17 protein-coding genes are annotated in these 14,987 nt (G+C 63.3%); 10 read left to right on the top strand and 7 right to left on the bottom strand.

What is annotated here, in order from left to right; translation table 11 throughout:
* Positions 1-117 precede the first annotated feature (117 nt).
* From BUA36_RS00750 to BUA36_RS00725, 6 genes are read left to right on the top strand one after another with little or no spacing between them, the layout of a single operon-like run.
* Positions 118-939 carry an alpha/beta fold hydrolase gene (locus tag BUA36_RS00750; protein ID WP_084559971.1) on the top strand — a complete coding sequence of 274 codons (822 nt, stop codon included), beginning with the start codon at positions 118-120 and terminating at the stop codon, positions 937-939.
* A gap of 9 nt (positions 940-948) precedes the next feature.
* Positions 949-2,157 carry a hypothetical protein gene (locus BUA36_RS00745; RefSeq protein ID WP_229255579.1) on the top strand — a complete coding sequence of 403 codons (1,209 nt, stop codon included), beginning with the start codon at positions 949-951 and terminating at the stop codon, positions 2,155-2,157.
* Positions 2,123-2,881 carry a hypothetical protein gene (locus BUA36_RS00740; RefSeq protein WP_167544238.1) on the top strand — a complete coding sequence of 253 codons (759 nt, stop codon included), beginning with the start codon at positions 2,123-2,125 and terminating at the stop codon, positions 2,879-2,881. Before BUA36_RS00745 ends, BUA36_RS00740 begins: the two co-directional genes overlap by 35 nt.
* A 22-nt stretch (positions 2,882-2,903) precedes the next feature.
* Complete coding sequence (locus BUA36_RS00735; RefSeq protein WP_072780565.1) at positions 2,904-3,491, top strand: BPSL1445 family SYLF domain-containing lipoprotein; 588 nt, start codon at positions 2,904-2,906, stop codon at positions 3,489-3,491.
* A 37-nt stretch (positions 3,492-3,528) separates the two neighbouring features.
* A complete protein-coding gene (locus BUA36_RS00730; protein ID WP_072780563.1) occupies positions 3,529-3,894 on the top strand; it encodes a thioredoxin domain-containing protein in 366 nt (121 codons plus the stop codon).
* Positions 3,895-3,897: 3 nt separating this feature from the next.
* On the top strand, positions 3,898-4,287 hold the full coding sequence (locus tag BUA36_RS00725; RefSeq protein ID WP_072780562.1) for a PPC domain-containing DNA-binding protein: 390 nt from the start codon (positions 3,898-3,900) through the stop codon (positions 4,285-4,287).
* On the opposite strand, the gene BUA36_RS00720 is transcribed toward BUA36_RS00725, so the two are convergent.
* From BUA36_RS00720 to BUA36_RS00700, 5 genes are all read right to left on the bottom strand, one after another.
* The gene (locus BUA36_RS00720; protein WP_072780560.1) at positions 4,284-4,592 is read right to left on the bottom strand and encodes a protealysin inhibitor emfourin; all 309 of its coding nucleotides are present in this window, start codon (positions 4,590-4,592) and stop codon (positions 4,284-4,286) included. The two genes, BUA36_RS00725 and BUA36_RS00720, sit on opposite strands and share 4 nt — an antisense overlap.
* 6 nt (positions 4,593-4,598) lie before the next feature.
* Complete coding sequence (locus BUA36_RS00715; protein ID WP_072780558.1) at positions 4,599-5,627, bottom strand: M4 family metallopeptidase; 1,029 nt, start codon at positions 5,625-5,627, stop codon at positions 4,599-4,601.
* A 58-nt stretch (positions 5,628-5,685) separates the two neighbouring features.
* Positions 5,686-5,901, bottom strand: coding sequence for a DUF3820 family protein (locus BUA36_RS00710; RefSeq protein WP_072780555.1), 216 nt, complete (start codon positions 5,899-5,901; stop codon positions 5,686-5,688).
* A gap of 167 nt (positions 5,902-6,068) precedes the next feature.
* On the bottom strand, positions 6,069-7,040 hold the full coding sequence (locus tag BUA36_RS00705) for an alpha/beta hydrolase family protein (protein WP_139260318.1): 972 nt from the start codon (positions 7,038-7,040) through the stop codon (positions 6,069-6,071).
* A 15-nt stretch (positions 7,041-7,055) separates the two neighbouring features.
* Positions 7,056-7,688: a lipase family protein gene (locus tag BUA36_RS00700; protein WP_072780551.1), complete on the bottom strand. Its 633-nt coding sequence runs from the start codon at positions 7,686-7,688 to the stop codon at positions 7,056-7,058.
* A gap of 153 nt (positions 7,689-7,841) precedes the next feature.
* Here BUA36_RS00700 and BUA36_RS00695 point away from each other — a divergent pair, with 153 nt between their 5' ends.
* The 4 genes from BUA36_RS00695 to BUA36_RS00680 are packed head-to-tail and all read left to right on the top strand — an operon-like array spanning position 7,842 to position 13,017.
* Entirely contained in the window at positions 7,842-9,053 is a 1,212-nt protein-coding gene (locus BUA36_RS00695) for an MFS transporter (RefSeq protein WP_072780550.1), read from the top strand.
* 59 nt (positions 9,054-9,112) lie between these two features.
* On the top strand, positions 9,113-10,558 hold the full coding sequence (locus tag BUA36_RS00690; RefSeq protein ID WP_072780548.1) for a sodium:solute symporter: 1,446 nt from the start codon (positions 9,113-9,115) through the stop codon (positions 10,556-10,558).
* A 51-nt stretch (positions 10,559-10,609) separates the two neighbouring features.
* Positions 10,610-12,484 (top strand): signal peptide peptidase SppA, encoded by a 1,875-nt coding sequence (gene sppA / locus BUA36_RS00685; protein WP_072780547.1) that lies wholly within the window; start codon positions 10,610-10,612, stop codon positions 12,482-12,484.
* Entirely contained in the window at positions 12,481-13,017 is a 537-nt protein-coding gene (locus BUA36_RS00680) for a GNAT family N-acetyltransferase (RefSeq protein WP_072780545.1), read from the top strand. The genes sppA and BUA36_RS00680 overlap by 4 nt, the downstream gene beginning before the upstream one ends.
* On the opposite strand, the gene BUA36_RS00675 is transcribed toward BUA36_RS00680, so the two are convergent.
* Together BUA36_RS00675 and BUA36_RS00670 are read right to left on the bottom strand one after the other, a co-directional pair.
* Entirely contained in the window at positions 12,983-14,251 is a 1,269-nt protein-coding gene (locus tag BUA36_RS00675) for a sensor histidine kinase (protein WP_072780544.1), read from the bottom strand. The genes BUA36_RS00680 and BUA36_RS00675 overlap by 35 nt on opposite strands.
* A complete protein-coding gene (locus BUA36_RS00670; RefSeq protein WP_072780542.1) occupies positions 14,251-14,982 on the bottom strand; it encodes a response regulator in 732 nt (243 codons plus the stop codon). Before BUA36_RS00670 ends, BUA36_RS00675 begins: the two co-directional genes overlap by 1 nt.
* Positions 14,983-14,987 lie beyond the last annotated feature (5 nt).

The raw sequence follows: 14,987 nt of genomic DNA, 5'->3' as shown, positions 1-14,987 counted from the left end.
GCCATACCGCTAACGGGGGATGGCGCCGGCACGGAATACCTGGCCGCCTTGCTGACGGCTTTATCCCTGACTGCGGCCCATGCGGCGGTTCCCGCTTTCCCTGACAACTTCAAGACCATGAAGGTGGCCACGGCCGATGGCGTCATCCACGTGCGCGTGGGCGGCGCCGGCCCGGCCGTGCTGCTGATCCATGGCTTTGGCGACACCGGCGATATGTGGGCGCCGCTGGCAGCTGCGCTGGCCGTTGACCACACCGTCGTGGTGCCGGACCTGCGTGGCATGGGTTTGTCCTCGCGTCCCGCCGGTGGCTACGACAAGCGCACGCAGGCTGGCGACATGCGCGCGGTGCTGGAAAAACTGCGCATCGACCATGCCGATGTGGTCGGCCATGACATCGGCACCATGGTGGCTTACGCCTATGCCACCCGCTATCCCGACAAGACCGATCGCCTGATTGTGATGGATGCGCCGGTGCCCGGCATTCCGCCGTGGGAGCAGATTGTGCGCAGCCCGCTGCTGTGGCATTTCTCGTTTGGCGGCCCGGATGCGGAGCGCCTGGTGGCGGGCCGCGAACGTATTTATCTCGACCGCTTCTGGAACGAATTTGCCGGCACGCCGTCCAAAATTGACGAGGAAACGCGCCGCCATTACGCCAAGCTCTATGCGCTGCCAGGTGCGATGCATGCCGCTTTCGCGCAATTCCTGTCGATCCCGAAGGACGCCGAGGATAACCTCAAGTCCATGGCGACCAAACTGACCATGCCGGTGCTGGCTGTCGGCGGCGCCAAGTCCTTTGGCGTCAACGAAGCGATCGTGATGCGCAACGCCGCCACCAACGTCACCGAACTGGTGGTGCCGGACGCCGGCCACTGGCTCATGGAGGAGCAGCCAGCCGCCACGGTGGCGGCGGTCAAGTCCTTCCTCAAGCGCAATCAATAAGGAGCTGACATGAAGCTATTGACCATACTGGCGGCGGCCTTGCTGGCCGCCGCGCAGGCTGCTGCTGCACCGATCCAGTCCGCTTCCCGGCTGACTTTTGGCGATGCCCACACCTTGTTTGTCGCCGACTGGAAGGGCGCGCGCATTCATGCGCTGGAGGTGCCGGTGGCGGCCAATGCTGCGGGCCGGCCATTCAATCTGCAGGATGTGCAGGGCACAATCGCCAAGGCACTGGGCGTGACGCCAGCTGCGCTGCGTTTCGAGGATCTGGCGGTGCAGCCTGGCAGCGAGTGGGCGTTTGTGGCGCTGACGGTGCAGGGCGCCAAGGGCAAGGCGACGCCAGCCATCGTCAGCATCGACGCGGCCGGCAAGGTGACGCGGCTGGACCTGGGCAAGGCAGGCAGTTCTGCGGCGATTGGCGATGTGCCGGCGGCTGACGTGGCGTTCTGGCGCGACGTGCCGGCGCAAACGCTGACCGTGACCGACATGCGCTTTTACCAGAACAAGCTGTATGTGGCGGGCTTGTCCAACCGCAGTTTTGCCTCGACGCTGCGGGTGTACGACTATCCGTTCCAGGGCCAGGCCCGGACCACCACGGTGGAAATGTACCATCCGGTGCATAACCAGATCGAAACCCGCGCGCCGATCCGCAGCATGGCGGTAATGACGATCAATGGCGAGCCGTCGCTGCTGGCGGCATACACGTGCACGCCGCTGGTGGTGATCCCGCTCAAGGACCTCAAGGATGGCGCGCACATCGCCGCCAAGACGATTGGGGAAATGGGCTGGGGCAGCATGCCGAATGGCCTGGTCACGTTCACGCAAGGGGAGTCGGAATACGCCTTGCTGCTCAACTCCAGCCGCTCGGCGGACCTGCTCAGCGCGGCGGATCTGGCCGCTGGCGCCGCCGCGCCGGGCCTGAAGACGCCGATTGAGTGGCCAACCCAGCCTTATCTTGGCGTGAAGGGCACGATGACGCCTATGGCAGCCACCATGCGCGTCGATAACCTGAATCCGCAGCTGTTGCTGGTGTTGCGGCGCGAGGATGCGAGCGGCCGGATGCAGCTGGTGTCGATTCCCAAGGGCGCCTATCTGCGGCTCAGCGACTTTGTGAACGAGTACGACTTCCCGGATTACCGTTATCCGGAAGGCGACAAGTTCCGTGACTTCCATAAGTATGCCTGTGGTCTTGAAGGCTATTCCGATCTGGCGCGCTAGTGCGCTGGCGCTGGTGGCCGCTGCAGCGCCGGCGGCTACGCTGGTGACGCCGTCCGGGCCGGCGGTGCCGGCCAATCTGCTGCGCATCGGGCTGCATCTGGATCGCCCGCTGTCCGCACCGCTGGACATGCGCCAGGTGGTCCTGCTCGACAGCGAGGGCGCGCTCATCAAGGACGCTTTTCTTGACCTGCCGCTGGCGGGCCGGGATGGGCGCTCGGTCACGTTGCTGCTTGATCCGGGGCGCATCAAGACCGGCGTCGGCCCGAATCTGGCACACGGCCTGGCCCTGCAGGCGGGGCAAACGGTGCTGTTGCGGATCACCGATCCCCGGCTGGGGCGGCCCGTGGAAAAGCGTTGGCTGATTGAACCTGCGCTGCGGCAAGCCATTTTGCCGCAGCAGTGGCGTTTGACGACGCCGGCACGGGGCAGCCGCCAGCCGCTGCGCGTCGATTTCCCCACGTCGCTGGACGGCGACGCCGCTCCGTTGCTGGCACTGCAAGGTCCCGACGGCCGGCGCGTGGCAGGCAAGGTGCAACTGGCGGACGGCGAGCGGCAATGGCGCTTCATCCCGGCGCAAGCGTGGCGCGCCGGCGCCTATCTGCTGCGTGTGCATCCGCGGCTGGAAGATCCGCAGGGGAACCGCTTGTGCTCGGCATTTGAACAGGCGCAGCAGAGTGCTCAACAGTGCGACGAAGAAGGGCGGCGTGCGTTTATCATTGATTAACAAACTTTTTTGGGAGATTGTCATGCAAAAACGTACTTTCCTGACGCGCAGTGTGGCCGCTGTCGCTTTCGCAGGCCTGGGCCTGGCAATGAGTGGTTGCACCACGACCACCGGCGCCGCCAAACCGAGCAGCGCTGCCGTCAAGACCGAAATCGAACAAGGTGCTTACACCACGCTGGAGCGCCTGTACAAGGAAGTCAAAGGTTCGCGTGAACTGGTGCACAAGGCTAATGGCGTGCTGGTATTCCCGAACGTGGTGGCGGCCGGCCTGGTGGTGGGCGGCGAATACGGCAAGGGCGTGCTGCGCACCGGTGGCCAGACTGCGGATTACTACAGCGTCGCTTCGGTATCGGTCGGCTTCCAGGCTGGCGCCCAGTCCAAGGCGGTGGTGCTGCTGTTCATGAGCCGCGAGGCGCTGGACAAATTCCGCAACGGCAAAGGCTGGACTGCTGGCGTGGATGGTTCGGTGGCGCTGATCAAGGTTGGCGCGAATGGCGAGGTCGATACCAACACTGCCAACAATCCGGTCCAGGCGTTTGTGCTGACCAATGCCGGCCTGATGGCCAACCTGAACCTGGAAGGCACGAAGATTTCCAAGCTGGACCTGTAATGCTACTCTACGGTCATCCTACCAACATGGAGTAATGATGACCCGTAATATCCTGGACCAGGCCCATATTCATCCTGCCGCCTTGGCGCAGATCGAGAGCAATCACCCGCATCTGATCGCCGAGGTAAAAGCCGCCATTGCCGCCCACAAGGTGGTGGTGGTCGGCATGGGCTTGAATCCTTTCCCTGCCAAGGCGCGCAAGATTCTGGCTGCGCAGGGCACGCCCTACACCTACCTCAGCTACGGCAACTATTTCTCCCAATGGCGGCCACGCCTGGCGCTCAAGCTGTGGAGCGGCTGGTCGACGTTCCCGATGATTTTTGTGAACGGCACGCTGATCGGCGGCGCCAACGATCTGCAAAAGCTCATCGATAGCGGCGAATTCGCGCGCCTGGTGGGCTGAGTCATGCAGGCCTTGCCGCTGCGCCTGAATCCCGGGGACGACCTACGGGCGTCGGTGGTGGCGGCCTTGGCGGCCAGCGGCCATGCGGCTGGTTTTGTGCTACAGGGCATCGGCAGCCTGAGTGTGGCCCAGCTGCGCTTTGCCGGGGTGCCGCACCCCTCCGAGCTGCGCGGCGATCTGGAAATTTTAACGCTGGCCGGCTCGATTTCGCCGGATGGCGCGCATCTGCACATGACGGTGTCGGATGCGCAGGGCCGCGTCATGGGGGGACACTTGGGGGCCGGCTGCATCGTGCGCACCACGGCGGAATTGTTGCTGGCGCTGCTGCCCGGTCAGCGGTTCACACGCGAGCATGATCCGCTGACCGGCTATGCCGAGCTGAAAATCAGTTAGTCCGGCTCGACCTCATCGTTGATCTTTTCGGTGAGCGCCTTGAGCGCGGCCGGCGCCTGGTCCAAATGGTAGCTGATGCAGTGGCTTTGCTGGCCATCGTCTACCGTCAGGTTGTATTGGAAATCCCAGGATTTGGGCGCTTCCTTGACCAGTTGCGGATGCAGCGCGAAGAAATCGCTGGCCTGCACCAGTTGCCGGAGCTGGCTGGCCTGGTCTTGCGGCAACTGGGCCAGATCCACGGTGCGCGTCTGCGCGCCCGCCGGTCCGGTAAAGCCGCCCTTGCATGTCAATGTCAAGCGCATCATGGTTCCTCAGGTGACGCCGACGACTTTCCACGCGGCTTGCACCGCGTGCTCTTCGGCTGAATCGGCGCCGTACAGCAGCACGGCCGCTTGTGCAGTGGCCTTGGCCATGTCGGCAAAGGTGGCATTGGAGGTCAGCAGCGACAGCGCCTTGTACCAGATCGGCCCGGCCTTGTCCCAGGCGTTGCCCTTGAGCGCAATGGCGGCCGCGTAGAACGCGTGGTTGGGAATGCCGGAGTTGGTGTGGACGTCGCCGTTTTCCACATAGCCCTTCATGTGTTTGGGCTGGTCGTCGCCCGACCAGGTGAGTTCCTTGTTGCCCGGATCGGCCATCGAGCGCAGCGCCTTGCCGACAGCGGGCGCCATGATGCCGGGGCCAATCAGCCAGTCGGCCTGCTCGACGCTTTGCTTGAGCGTCCATTGCTTGACCACGCTGCCGAACACATCTGAAATTGATTCATTGAGTGCGCCGCTCTGGTCCTGGTAGACCAGGCCGCCCGGTACCGAGTACTGGGTCACGCCGTGCGTGAGTTCGTGCGCAATCACATCGATGGCGCTGGTGAAGCCCAGGAACAGTTTGCCGTCGCCATCGCCATACACCATCTGCTGGCCATTCCAGAACGCATTGTTGAAGCGGTTCTGGTAGTGGACCGTGGAATCCAGGCGCATGCCCTTGTTGTCGATGGAATTGCGTTTCAGGACTTCGCGGTAGAAGTCGTACGTGGCGCCAGCGCCATCGTAGGCCTGGTTGACGGCGGTATCGGTGGACGGTTTGCTGTCCTCCGCGCGCACCAGTTTGCCGGGCAGCGCGGACTTGTTCTGGCCGTCGTAGACGGTGCGGCGTTTTTCGCCGGTGGCGGTCGCAACCAGACCCAGGGCGATAGGCGCAACCGACCGCTGGCCACGCAGATGTGCGGACATTTCGGCCTGGTCGAGCAGGCAGTGACGCTCAGCGGTGTCTGGCGTTTCCTCGGCAAGCTGGCGCAGCATCTTCGGTGGAATGATGAAGCAAGTGCAGCCGGGTGAATGCTCAGCCATGACGTTCTCCTAAACAATGCAATAGTGTATTTATACACGGATTTTGAAGGCCGGGATGTCACGGTTGACGACGCAGGGGATCGAGCAGGGAGCGCAGATTATTGTGGTCGATTTCGTACATCAGCGCGATCAGCGCACCCAGTTCGCCAGACGGAAAACCTTCGCGTGCGAACCAGCCGAGGTAGTGGCCGGGCAGGTCGGCAATCTTGCGGCCTTTGTACTTCCCGTAAGGCATTTCGCGCGTGAGCAGCAGGGCGAGTTTTTCAGAATTCATGGGCGGGCTTGCGTCAGAACGTATTGCCGGATCGCGTACAGGCCGACGATGTCGGCCGAGGCATGGATCGTCATGGCCGCGACCAGGCCGATATGCAACAGCAATCGCCGACAGCAGCGCGCAGGTTGCCAATTGCCGGCGCAAAGGAATTTTTGGGGTTTCGGACGTCATGGCTGGAACCAGTTGAGAATGCGCTGATATTCGGGCCACAGCGCGTCACCCGACGCGCCCGCTGGCTGCAAGGTGTGGCCCACGTCGGGAAGCCGGCGCACGGTGACATCGTGGCCGGCCGCGCGCAGGTCGGCGGCCATGGCTTCGGCGGACAGGATCGGCGTGCTGCTGTCCTGCATGCCGCTGACGACGTAGACCTTGCTCCGGCTCTTCAGCAGGCTGGTGGTATTGGAGGCGCGAAAGAAGCTGCTCCAGCGTTTGTAAGGATGGCCCCAGGCGAAGTCCGTGGCGCTGTCCGGCGCGGCAAAGATGCGCTGGCGGGTGGCGTCCAGTTCATCGAGCTTTTGTTTGACCTCGCTATCATTGGCGCCGCTGCGGTAGGCGTTGACGATGAAGTCGTAGTACTGCGTCGCGCCGCTGCCGCTGACCATGGCGAGGTTGGTGATGGCGGCATCGCGCGCAGCCAGCGCGGCCGCAGCGGTCGCACCTTCCGACACGCCAATCACCAGCAGCGGGCCTTGCGCCACCCAGGGCAGGTTGCGCGCGTGCTGCACGGCGCGCGCCAGATCGCGTGTCCAGTTCTCCAGCGTGAAGTACTGGTTGAATTGCTCGGGACAGGCGGTTGCGGTGCCGTCGGGTTGCGGCGTGGCTGGCGAGTAGGGCTTGTTGACCGTCATGACGGCGTACTTGCCGGTCCACGCTGTATCGAGAAAGCCGAAGATATTGGCCGAACGCCGTGGCGTGCCCAGGCCGCTGAATCCCGGTGTGCAGCCCGAGCCTTGAATCAACAGCACCAGCGGCGCTGGCGCCGTGGTCCGCGAGATGTAGTATTCAACTGGTGGCGCGTCGCCAGCCGGCGGTACCTGATACTCGATGAAGCCGGTACCGCGCGCCTCGAAACGCGTGATCTCCTGCGCTTGCACCGTCCCCGCCAGTGCGAGCGCTGTCAATACTCCAGATGCTTTCACCACTGGGTCTCCTGTTCAGTGAGTGGCGGTGAGCCAGTTGCCGATGGCATCCAATGCCATCGGATTCGACGGAATGAAAGCATGGCTGGCCGAAACTGCAATGGCGGGCCATGGGGCTGGCGGCGCGGCTTCTTGCGCGGCGACCATGCCGTCGTGCGCAAAGCCAAAGCCGAACAATATGCCCAGCGCTCCGAGCCATGGCCAGGTTCCGTAGACGCATGCGGTGGGCACGGTGGGCATGGTGAGCGTGGCCATCTGCGCGCGGTCGGCGGCGAACTGGCCGCATTCGCCGCACAGCAGGCGATAGATGCGCCAGTCACGTAGCCGGGCGCCCAGCCGCATCGCGCCTATCGGCGAAGCCAGCAGCACGACCTTGGACGGCTGGATAGCGGCGCTGCTTATTTCGTTCCACAGCATGCGCAGCAGTACGCCGCCAAATGAATAGCCGATCACGCTGTATTCACCACGCTGTGCAGCTTGCGACAGCGCGTGCATCAGGTTTTGTTTGATGGCGTCCAGCGATTGGCGCGAGGCCAGGTAGTCGAAGCAGTGGACGGTATAACCATGGCGCTCGAAATAACGCACCAGCGCGCCGCGCATATACCGTTTTCCGCCTACGCCATCGATGAATAAGATCTGCCGCGCCATATGAATAGTCCTGATGTCCGGCTGGAACTGTAACCGATTTGCCAACTACTGTCATTGCTGCTCGTGGGTCAAATATATTTTTGATTGATCGCTCTTTTTCTCATTAAAAGAAATCCTGATACTGCATGACATTAACTTTTCAGGAGTGAAGCCATGCCAATTGCCCTACTTGCGCTGACCATCAGCGCGTTTGCCATCGGGACTACCGAGTTTGTGATTGTCGGCCTGTTGCCGACCATCGCCGCCGATCTGGGCGTGAATCTGCCATCGGCCGGCTTGCTGGTCAGCCTGTATGCCTTGGGCGTCGCGGTTGGCGCGCCGGTGTTGACCGCGCTGACCGGCAAGGTGCCGCGCAAACTGCTGCTGGTGTCGCTGATGGTGCTGTTCACACTGGGTAATCTGCTGGCCTGGAAGGCGCCCGGCTATACGTCGCTGGTGATTGCCCGGATTCTCACGGGGCTGGCGCATGGTGTGTTCTTTTCGATCGGCTCGACCATCGCCACCTCGCTGGTGCCGAAGGAGAAGGCGGCCAGTGCGATTGCCATCATGTTCACCGGCCTGACCGTGGCGCTGGTGACCGGCGTGCCGCTGGGGACCTTCATCGGCCAGCATTTCGGCTGGCGTGAAACCTTCCTGGCCGTGGCGGCGCTGGGTGTACTGGCGATTGCCGGCAGCGCCATCTTCGTGCCCTCGACGGTTCAGCACAACCAGCCCGCCTCGCTCATGCAACAGGTGAGGGTGCTGGCGGAGCCGCGTCTGCTGCTGGTGTATGCGATCACGGCGGTCGGTTATGGCGGGTCCTTCATCGCCTTCACTTTCCTGGCGCCTATCCTGACGCAGATTAGCGGCTTCAGCGCCAATGCGGTCAGTCTGGTGATGCTGGTGTACGGTGTATCGGTCGCTGTCGGCAACCTCTGGGGCGGCAAGCTGGCGGACCAGCGCGGCCCGATCGGCGCGCTGAAGATCATCTTCCTGGGCCTGGCAACTGTACTGCTGGCGCTGAGCTTCACTGCACCGAGCAAACCCCTGGTGCTGGCAACTGTACTGGTGTGGGGCGCGGTGGCGTTTGGTAACGTGGCGGGCCTGCAGGTGTATGTGGTGCAGCAGGCGGAACACTTCACGCCGCGTGCGGTGGACGTGGCGTCGGGCCTGAACATTGCTGCCTTCAACCTGGGCATCGCTGGCGGCGCTTGGGGCGGTGGGCTGATTGTCGAGCATCTGGGGCTGATTCATACCGGCTGGATTGGCGCGCTGGTGGTACTGGGCGCCCTTGGCCTGACGGCGCTGAGCGGCCGGCTGGATCGGTTGAATCCAAGTTTCGCCAGCACCGGCGCCAGCAAATCCATCCACGCTGTGGGCCATTAAGGACAGCAACGACTGTGGCCGGTGTATAGTGGCGGCGATTTGAACTCAGCCGCCACACCATGTCCGCAGTCTCGCTATTTTGTCTCGTCTTCGCCTATTTTGCCTTGCTGCTGGTTGTCGCCTGGCGCACCTCGCGCAACGCCAATAACGACAGCTTCTTCATCGGTAACAAGAGCAGCAACTGGGTGCTGGTGGCGTTTGGCATGGTCGGCACCACCATGAGCGGCGTGACCTTCATCAGCGTGCCCGGCGCGGTGGGGCGGGACGGCTTCGCCTATCTGCAAGTGATACTGGGCTATGTGCTCGGTTACATCGCCGTGGTGTGCGTGCTGCTGCCGCTGTATTACCGGCTCAAGCTCACCTCGATCTACACTTATCTGGAGCAGCGGCTTGGTCCGCGCTCGTATCAGAGCGGCGCCGCCTTCTTCATCCTGTCGCGCACCATGAGCGCCTCCGCGCGGCTCTATCTGGTCGTCAACATCCTGCAGATCACCATACTGGACAGCATGGGCGTGCCGTTCTGGCTCAGCACCGTCGTCATCCTCGCCATGATCCTGCTGTACACCTTTGAGGGCGGGGTTAAAACCATCGTCTGGACCGATACGCTGCAAACGCTGGGCATGGTGCTAGGACTGGTGATCTGCACCGGCTGGCTGCTGCACGAAATGCACCTCAGCCCGCTCGAGAGCATCGCGCAGATGCAGCAGCGCGGCCTGACCAGGATCGTCAATCATACGGTCGACAGCCCTGGCTATTTCTGGAAGCAGGTGCTGGCCGGCTTCTTCATCGTGCTGGGCATGACCGGCATGGACCAGGAAACCATGCAGAAGAATATCTCCGTCAAGACCCTGCGCGATTCGCAAAAGAATATGGTGCTCATGACGGTTGTACTGACCGCTGTACTGGTACTGTTCATGTACCTTGGCGCGCTGCTGTACCTGTACGCGCCGACGGTAGGTGTATCGGCCACGGGCGACAAACTCTTCCCTGCTGTGGTGATGGGTCATATGCCGGCTGTACTGCAACTGATTTTCTTCATCGGCCTGATCTCGGCACTGTTCCCCAGCGCGGATGGCGCCATGACAGCGCTGACTTCCTCGTTCAGTATCGACATCCTCGGCGTGCAGCGCCGCACCGGCATGACGGAACAGGCCAGGAAACGCTTGCGCCACCGCGTGCACCTGGCGTTCTGCGCCATCTTCCTGATCCTGGTGCTCATGTTCAAATGGGGGGACAACGCCAGCATGGTGGGGCTGGTGTTGAAACTGACCGGCTATACCTATGGCCCCTTGCTTGGCCTGTTCGCGTTTGGCATCCTGACCCGCCGCACCTTGCGCGACCGCTGGGTACCGCTGGTGGCGCTGGCCGGTCCCGCGCTGTGCTACCTCATCGACACCAACCAGGAAATCCTGTTCGGCACCTATCGCATAGGGCTGGAATTGCTTATCCTGAATGGATTGCTGGTCTTTGCCGGCCTGCTGCTCATTTCAAAAAAAGGCACGTAAGGGCTGGCATACAGTATTATCATTGCCAATAACGCAATCACTGGAGTGTAGATGAGCCAATCGCCGTTTTCTTATATCCGTCATGGTTTCGCCTTTTTCTGGCGCGCGCTGGATGCCGGCCGCCGTACGCTGCTGAACCTGATTTTCCTGATTATCTTGCTGGTGCTGCTGTATGGGATCTTCGGCGGCGGCGCCAAACCGCTGCAGCCCAAGACCACGCTGGTACTGGAACTCAAAGGCCAACTGGTCGAGCAATCGAGCATCAATGCGCGCGATGCGCTGCTGACCAATGTGCGCGGTGGTGACGTGCACAAGATGATCCAGCTGCGCGACGTGCTGGCCGTGCTGGAGCAGGCCGCCAAAGACCCGGACGTGGGTGCGGCGGTGCTGCTGACCGATGAATTGCAAGGCGCCGGCCAGGCTTCGCTGCGTGAAGTGGCGGCCGCCATCGACCGCTTCAAGGCCTCCGGCAAGCCGGTGATTGCCTGGGGTTCCAGCTATGACCAGCGCCAGTACCTGCTGGCGGCGCATGCCAGCGAGGTGTACATGCACCCGATGGGCATGGTGCTGATCGAAGGCTTTGGCCGCTATCGCAACTACTACCGCGATGCGCTGGACAAGCTGGGCGTGACTGTCAACCTGCTGCGCGTCGGCACCTACAAGAGCTTCGGCGAACCGTTCATCGCCAACGGCCCGTCGCCGGCGGCCAGCGAAGCGGAGGCTTATCTGAACAACGCCTTGTGGGCGTCCTATACCGACAACGTGGAAAAGGCGCGCAAGCTGCCGCAAGGCCAGATCATGAAGGTCATCAACGACCTGCCGGCGCAAGTGGCAGCGGTGAATGGCGACCTTGGCAAGCTGTCGCTGTCGTCCAAGCTGGTCGATGGCCTGAAGACCAAGGATGAAATCCGCAAGCTGATGATGGACCGCGGCGTGCGCGATGCCGATGGCAAGAGCTTCCGCCAGATCGCCTTTGACGACTACCTGGCACGCGTGCCGCGCAAGGCGACCGGCGCTGCCGTGGGCGTGATCGTGGCGCAGGGTGAGATCAGCGACGGCAGCGCCGGTCCTGGTTCCATCGGCGGCGATTCGACGTCGAAACTGATCCGCATGGCGCGGGAAGACGACAACATCAAAGCCGTCGTGCTGCGGATCGATTCGCCTGGCGGCAGCGCCTTCGCTTCGGAACTGATCCGCCGCGAACTGGAGCTGACCCGGTCGGCCGGCAAGCCGGTCGTGGTCTCGATGGGCAACGTGGCCGCGTCGGGCGGTTACTGGATTTCGATGTCGTCCGACGAGGTGATCGCAGAGCCGACCACCATCACGGGTTCGATCGGCGTATTTGCGATCCTGCCGACCGCCGACAAGGTGATCGACAAGCTGGGCATCCACACCGGCGGCCAGCCAACCACCTGGCTGGGTGACGCCGGCAATCCGCTGCGCCCACTGGACCCGCGCTTTGGCCAGGTGATCCAGGGCAGCATCAATCATATCTACGAAGAGTTCACCACCAAGGCCGCCAAGGCACGTAAAACCACGCCGGAGAAAATCGACGCCGTGGCCCAGGGCCGCGTGTGGACCGGCGCGCAGGCCAAGGACCGTGGCCTGGTTGATCGCCTGGGCAGCTATAACGATGCGCTGAAATCCGCGGCTGCCCGCGCCAAGCTGCCAGCCGACTACCGCGTGGTCTACGTTGAGCGTGAAATCAGCAAGTTCGATCGCCTGGTTGAAATGATCGGCGGCGGCACGGCGCAGGTGATTGCGCAGGCGGTATCGACGCAGCTGAAACTGGGCGCGGCCGCTACCACCGGCCTGCCGCCAAGCGCCGCCAGCAGCATTGCCAATGACCTGGGCTGGCTGTCGGAGATCACGGCGCAGCGCAAGCCGTTCACTGCGATCACGCACTGCCTGTGCGAATCGCCATGAGCGATATCCTGATCCGCGCCGCCGCGCGCGGTGACGAGGAAGCCTTGTCCGCAGTGGGCAAGGCCAGCTTCCTTGAAGCCTTTGCCGGCATCCTGGACGGCGGTGACATCATCGCCCATTGCGAGAAGCAGCACGCCGCCGCGGTCTACCGCGACTGGCTGGTCGATGGCGACATGCGGATCTGGCTGGCGGAGGTGAACCCGGGCCGGGCGCCGATCGGCTACCTGGTGCTAGCGCCGGCCACGCTGCCCATCGCCGAACCGCGTGCTGATGATCTGGAGATCAAACGCATCTACCTGCTGCACCGTTTTCACGGGCAGCGTGTGGGCAAGCGTTTGATGGATGCAGCGGTGGCCGATGCGCGCGCACGTGGCGTGGGCCGTGTGCTGCTGGGCGTGTATGCGGAGAACCATGATGCGCTGGCGTTTTACCAGCGCTGCGGGTTCCGGCAAATCGGCAGCCGTACCTTCCGGGTCGGCGATACCGATTATGCCGATACTATTTTGGCGCTGGAGCTGACAGCGGCAGCGTAACTTCAAAGCAGCTGCGTCCATCTTTCATGAGGGCGCAGCGCGCTTCACCGCCGTGACGGCGGGCGATCTGGCGCACCAGGGCCAGTCCCAGTCCGGCGCCGGTATTATCCAGCGTGCCCCGACGGCGGAAGAAGGGCTCGAAGACGCGCTCAAATTCCGGGTCCGGCACGCCTGGTCCCTGATCCCACACCCTGAGCGTCGTCACCTGGCCGGCGCAGGTGATTTGCACACTGGCCGGCGGTATGCCGTGACGGTGTGCGTTCTCCAGCAGATTGCGCAGCAGGCGGCGCAGCAGGCGCGGATCGCCTTGCATGATGGCGGATTCGCCATCCAGCGTGGCATCGTCGTAATGCGCGCATTCTTCGGCGGCCAGGGCCAGCAGATCCAGTTCTTCCGTGTCGGTGTTTTGCGGGATGGCCCCCAGGCGGCTGGCCAGCAGGATTTCGTCCAGCAGGTGATTCAACTCGGCGATGTCCTGTTCCAGTCCTGCGCGGCGTTTTGGATCGATGCCTTCCTGGATCAGTTCCAGCGCCAGGCGGATGCGTGCCAGCGGCGTGCGCAGTTCGTGCGAGGCATTCGCCAGCAGCGTTTTATGGGCGCTCACCAGTTGCTCGATCTGGTCGGCGGCGCGGTTGAAGCTCTGTGCCAGACGCGCCACTTCATCCTTGCCCTCGACCGGCACGCGCGCCGTCAGGTCGCCTGCGCCGAGTTTTTCCACGCCCATCTGCAAACGTTCCAGCCGCTTGGTCAGGTGGCGCACCAGCGGGAAGGCGGCGATGCCGATACCCAGTGCCAGCAGCAGCAGGGCGTTGTGCAGCATGGCTTTGGGACGCGTGAAACCCAGCGGCTCGCTGGACAGCAGGCGGCGGCCATCGGGCAGGCGCACGTAGGATTCAGGCGGCGGACCGGTCATGCCCTGGCGGCGCCAGTGACGGGCCGGAATCTGCTCGCCGACCACGGCCAGCGGACGCCAGTCGCGCGTATACAGCGTCATGTGCGCGTTGAGGCCTTGCGCCACGCGCGCCAATGCAGCCTGCTGGACGTCGGGCGGTGCGTCGGCGGGCGCCAGCACGTTCTGCATCACTTGCGCCAGCGTGGCGTTGGAGCGTTCCAGCGGACTGCCGGTGCGGTTCCAGATCATCACTACCGCCATCGCGAACAGCACGAGGATGAACAGCAGCGCGACATAAAAACGGAAGTACAGGCGCGGCAGGCCCATGCTGATGCGCGCCATCAGTCCTGTGCCTTCGCGAACAGGTAGCCGGCGCCACGTACGGTGATGATGCGGCGCGGTTTTTTGGGATCGTCTTCGACAGCGGCGCGGATGCGCGACATATGGACGTCGATGGAGCGGTCGAAGGCTTCCAGCGGCTCGCCCTTGAGCAGATCCATCAGCGCGTCGCGCGACAGTACGCGGCCGGCGTGCTTGGCCAGTACCAGCAGCAGGTCGAACTGGTAGGCGGTGAGCTCGCACGACACGCCGTCCAGTCGCGCCGCGTGTGCGGCGGGATCGATTTCCAGGCGGCCGAAGCGCAGGAATTCTTCGCTGGCGCTGGCGCCGGCGCTGCCGCGTGCCGTATCCAGGTGGCGCACGTCAACGCGGCGGCGCAGGATGGCGCGCAGGCGTGCCAGCAGCTCGCGTGGCTCGAACGGCTTGGGCAGGTAGTCGTCGGCGCCGATTTCCAGGCCGACGATGCGGTCGATGGCGTCGCCGCGCGCGGTCAGCATCAGCACCGGGACATCGGACGTGGCGCGCAGCTGGCGGCACACGTCCAGGCCATCCATATCGGGCAGCATCAGGTCCAGGATCACCGCGTCGATTTCGGCGCTGTGAATATGGTCCATGGCGGCACGGCCGGTGGGGGCGTGGGTAACGCGAAAGCCCGACTGGCCCAGATACTCGGTGAGCATCTCAGCCAGGCGGGGATCGTCTTCTACTAACAGAATGCGGTCTACAGGGTTCATGCGGT

This window comes from Duganella sacchari (assembly GCF_900143065.1).
Taxonomy (GTDB): Bacteria; Pseudomonadota; Gammaproteobacteria; order Burkholderiales; family Burkholderiaceae_D; genus Rugamonas; species Rugamonas sacchari.
Note: the sequence above shows the minus strand (reverse complement) of the source record. Positions and strands in the feature narration are given on the sequence as shown.

Coding starts and splice junctions, on each gene's coding strand:
- BUA36_RS00750 (WP_084559971.1), top strand. CDS start 118: ATGAAGGTGGCCACGGCCGATGGCGTCATCCACGTGCGCGTGGGCGGC.
- BUA36_RS00745 (WP_229255579.1), top strand. CDS start 949: ATGAAGCTATTGACCATACTGGCGGCGGCCTTGCTGGCCGCCGCGCAG.
- BUA36_RS00735 (WP_072780565.1), top strand. CDS start 2,904: ATGCAAAAACGTACTTTCCTGACGCGCAGTGTGGCCGCTGTCGCTTTC.
- BUA36_RS00730 (WP_072780563.1), top strand. CDS start 3,529: ATGACCCGTAATATCCTGGACCAGGCCCATATTCATCCTGCCGCCTTG.
- BUA36_RS00725 (WP_072780562.1), top strand. CDS start 3,898: ATGCAGGCCTTGCCGCTGCGCCTGAATCCCGGGGACGACCTACGGGCG.
- BUA36_RS00720 (WP_072780560.1), bottom strand. CDS start 4,592: ATGATGCGCTTGACATTGACATGCAAGGGCGGCTTTACCGGACCGGCG.
- BUA36_RS00715 (WP_072780558.1), bottom strand. CDS start 5,627: ATGGCTGAGCATTCACCCGGCTGCACTTGCTTCATCATTCCACCGAAG.
- BUA36_RS00710 (WP_072780555.1), bottom strand. CDS start 5,901: ATGAATTCTGAAAAACTCGCCCTGCTGCTCACGCGCGAAATGCCTTAC.
- BUA36_RS00700 (WP_072780551.1), bottom strand. CDS start 7,688: ATGGCGCGGCAGATCTTATTCATCGATGGCGTAGGCGGAAAACGGTAT.
- BUA36_RS00695 (WP_072780550.1), top strand. CDS start 7,842: ATGCCAATTGCCCTACTTGCGCTGACCATCAGCGCGTTTGCCATCGGG.
- BUA36_RS00690 (WP_072780548.1), top strand. CDS start 9,113: ATGTCCGCAGTCTCGCTATTTTGTCTCGTCTTCGCCTATTTTGCCTTG.
- sppA (WP_072780547.1), top strand. CDS start 10,610: ATGAGCCAATCGCCGTTTTCTTATATCCGTCATGGTTTCGCCTTTTTC.
- BUA36_RS00680 (WP_072780545.1), top strand. CDS start 12,481: ATGAGCGATATCCTGATCCGCGCCGCCGCGCGCGGTGACGAGGAAGCC.
- BUA36_RS00675 (WP_072780544.1), bottom strand. CDS start 14,251: ATGGCGCGCATCAGCATGGGCCTGCCGCGCCTGTACTTCCGTTTTTAT.
- BUA36_RS00670 (WP_072780542.1), bottom strand. CDS start 14,982: ATGAACCCTGTAGACCGCATTCTGTTAGTAGAAGACGATCCCCGCCTG.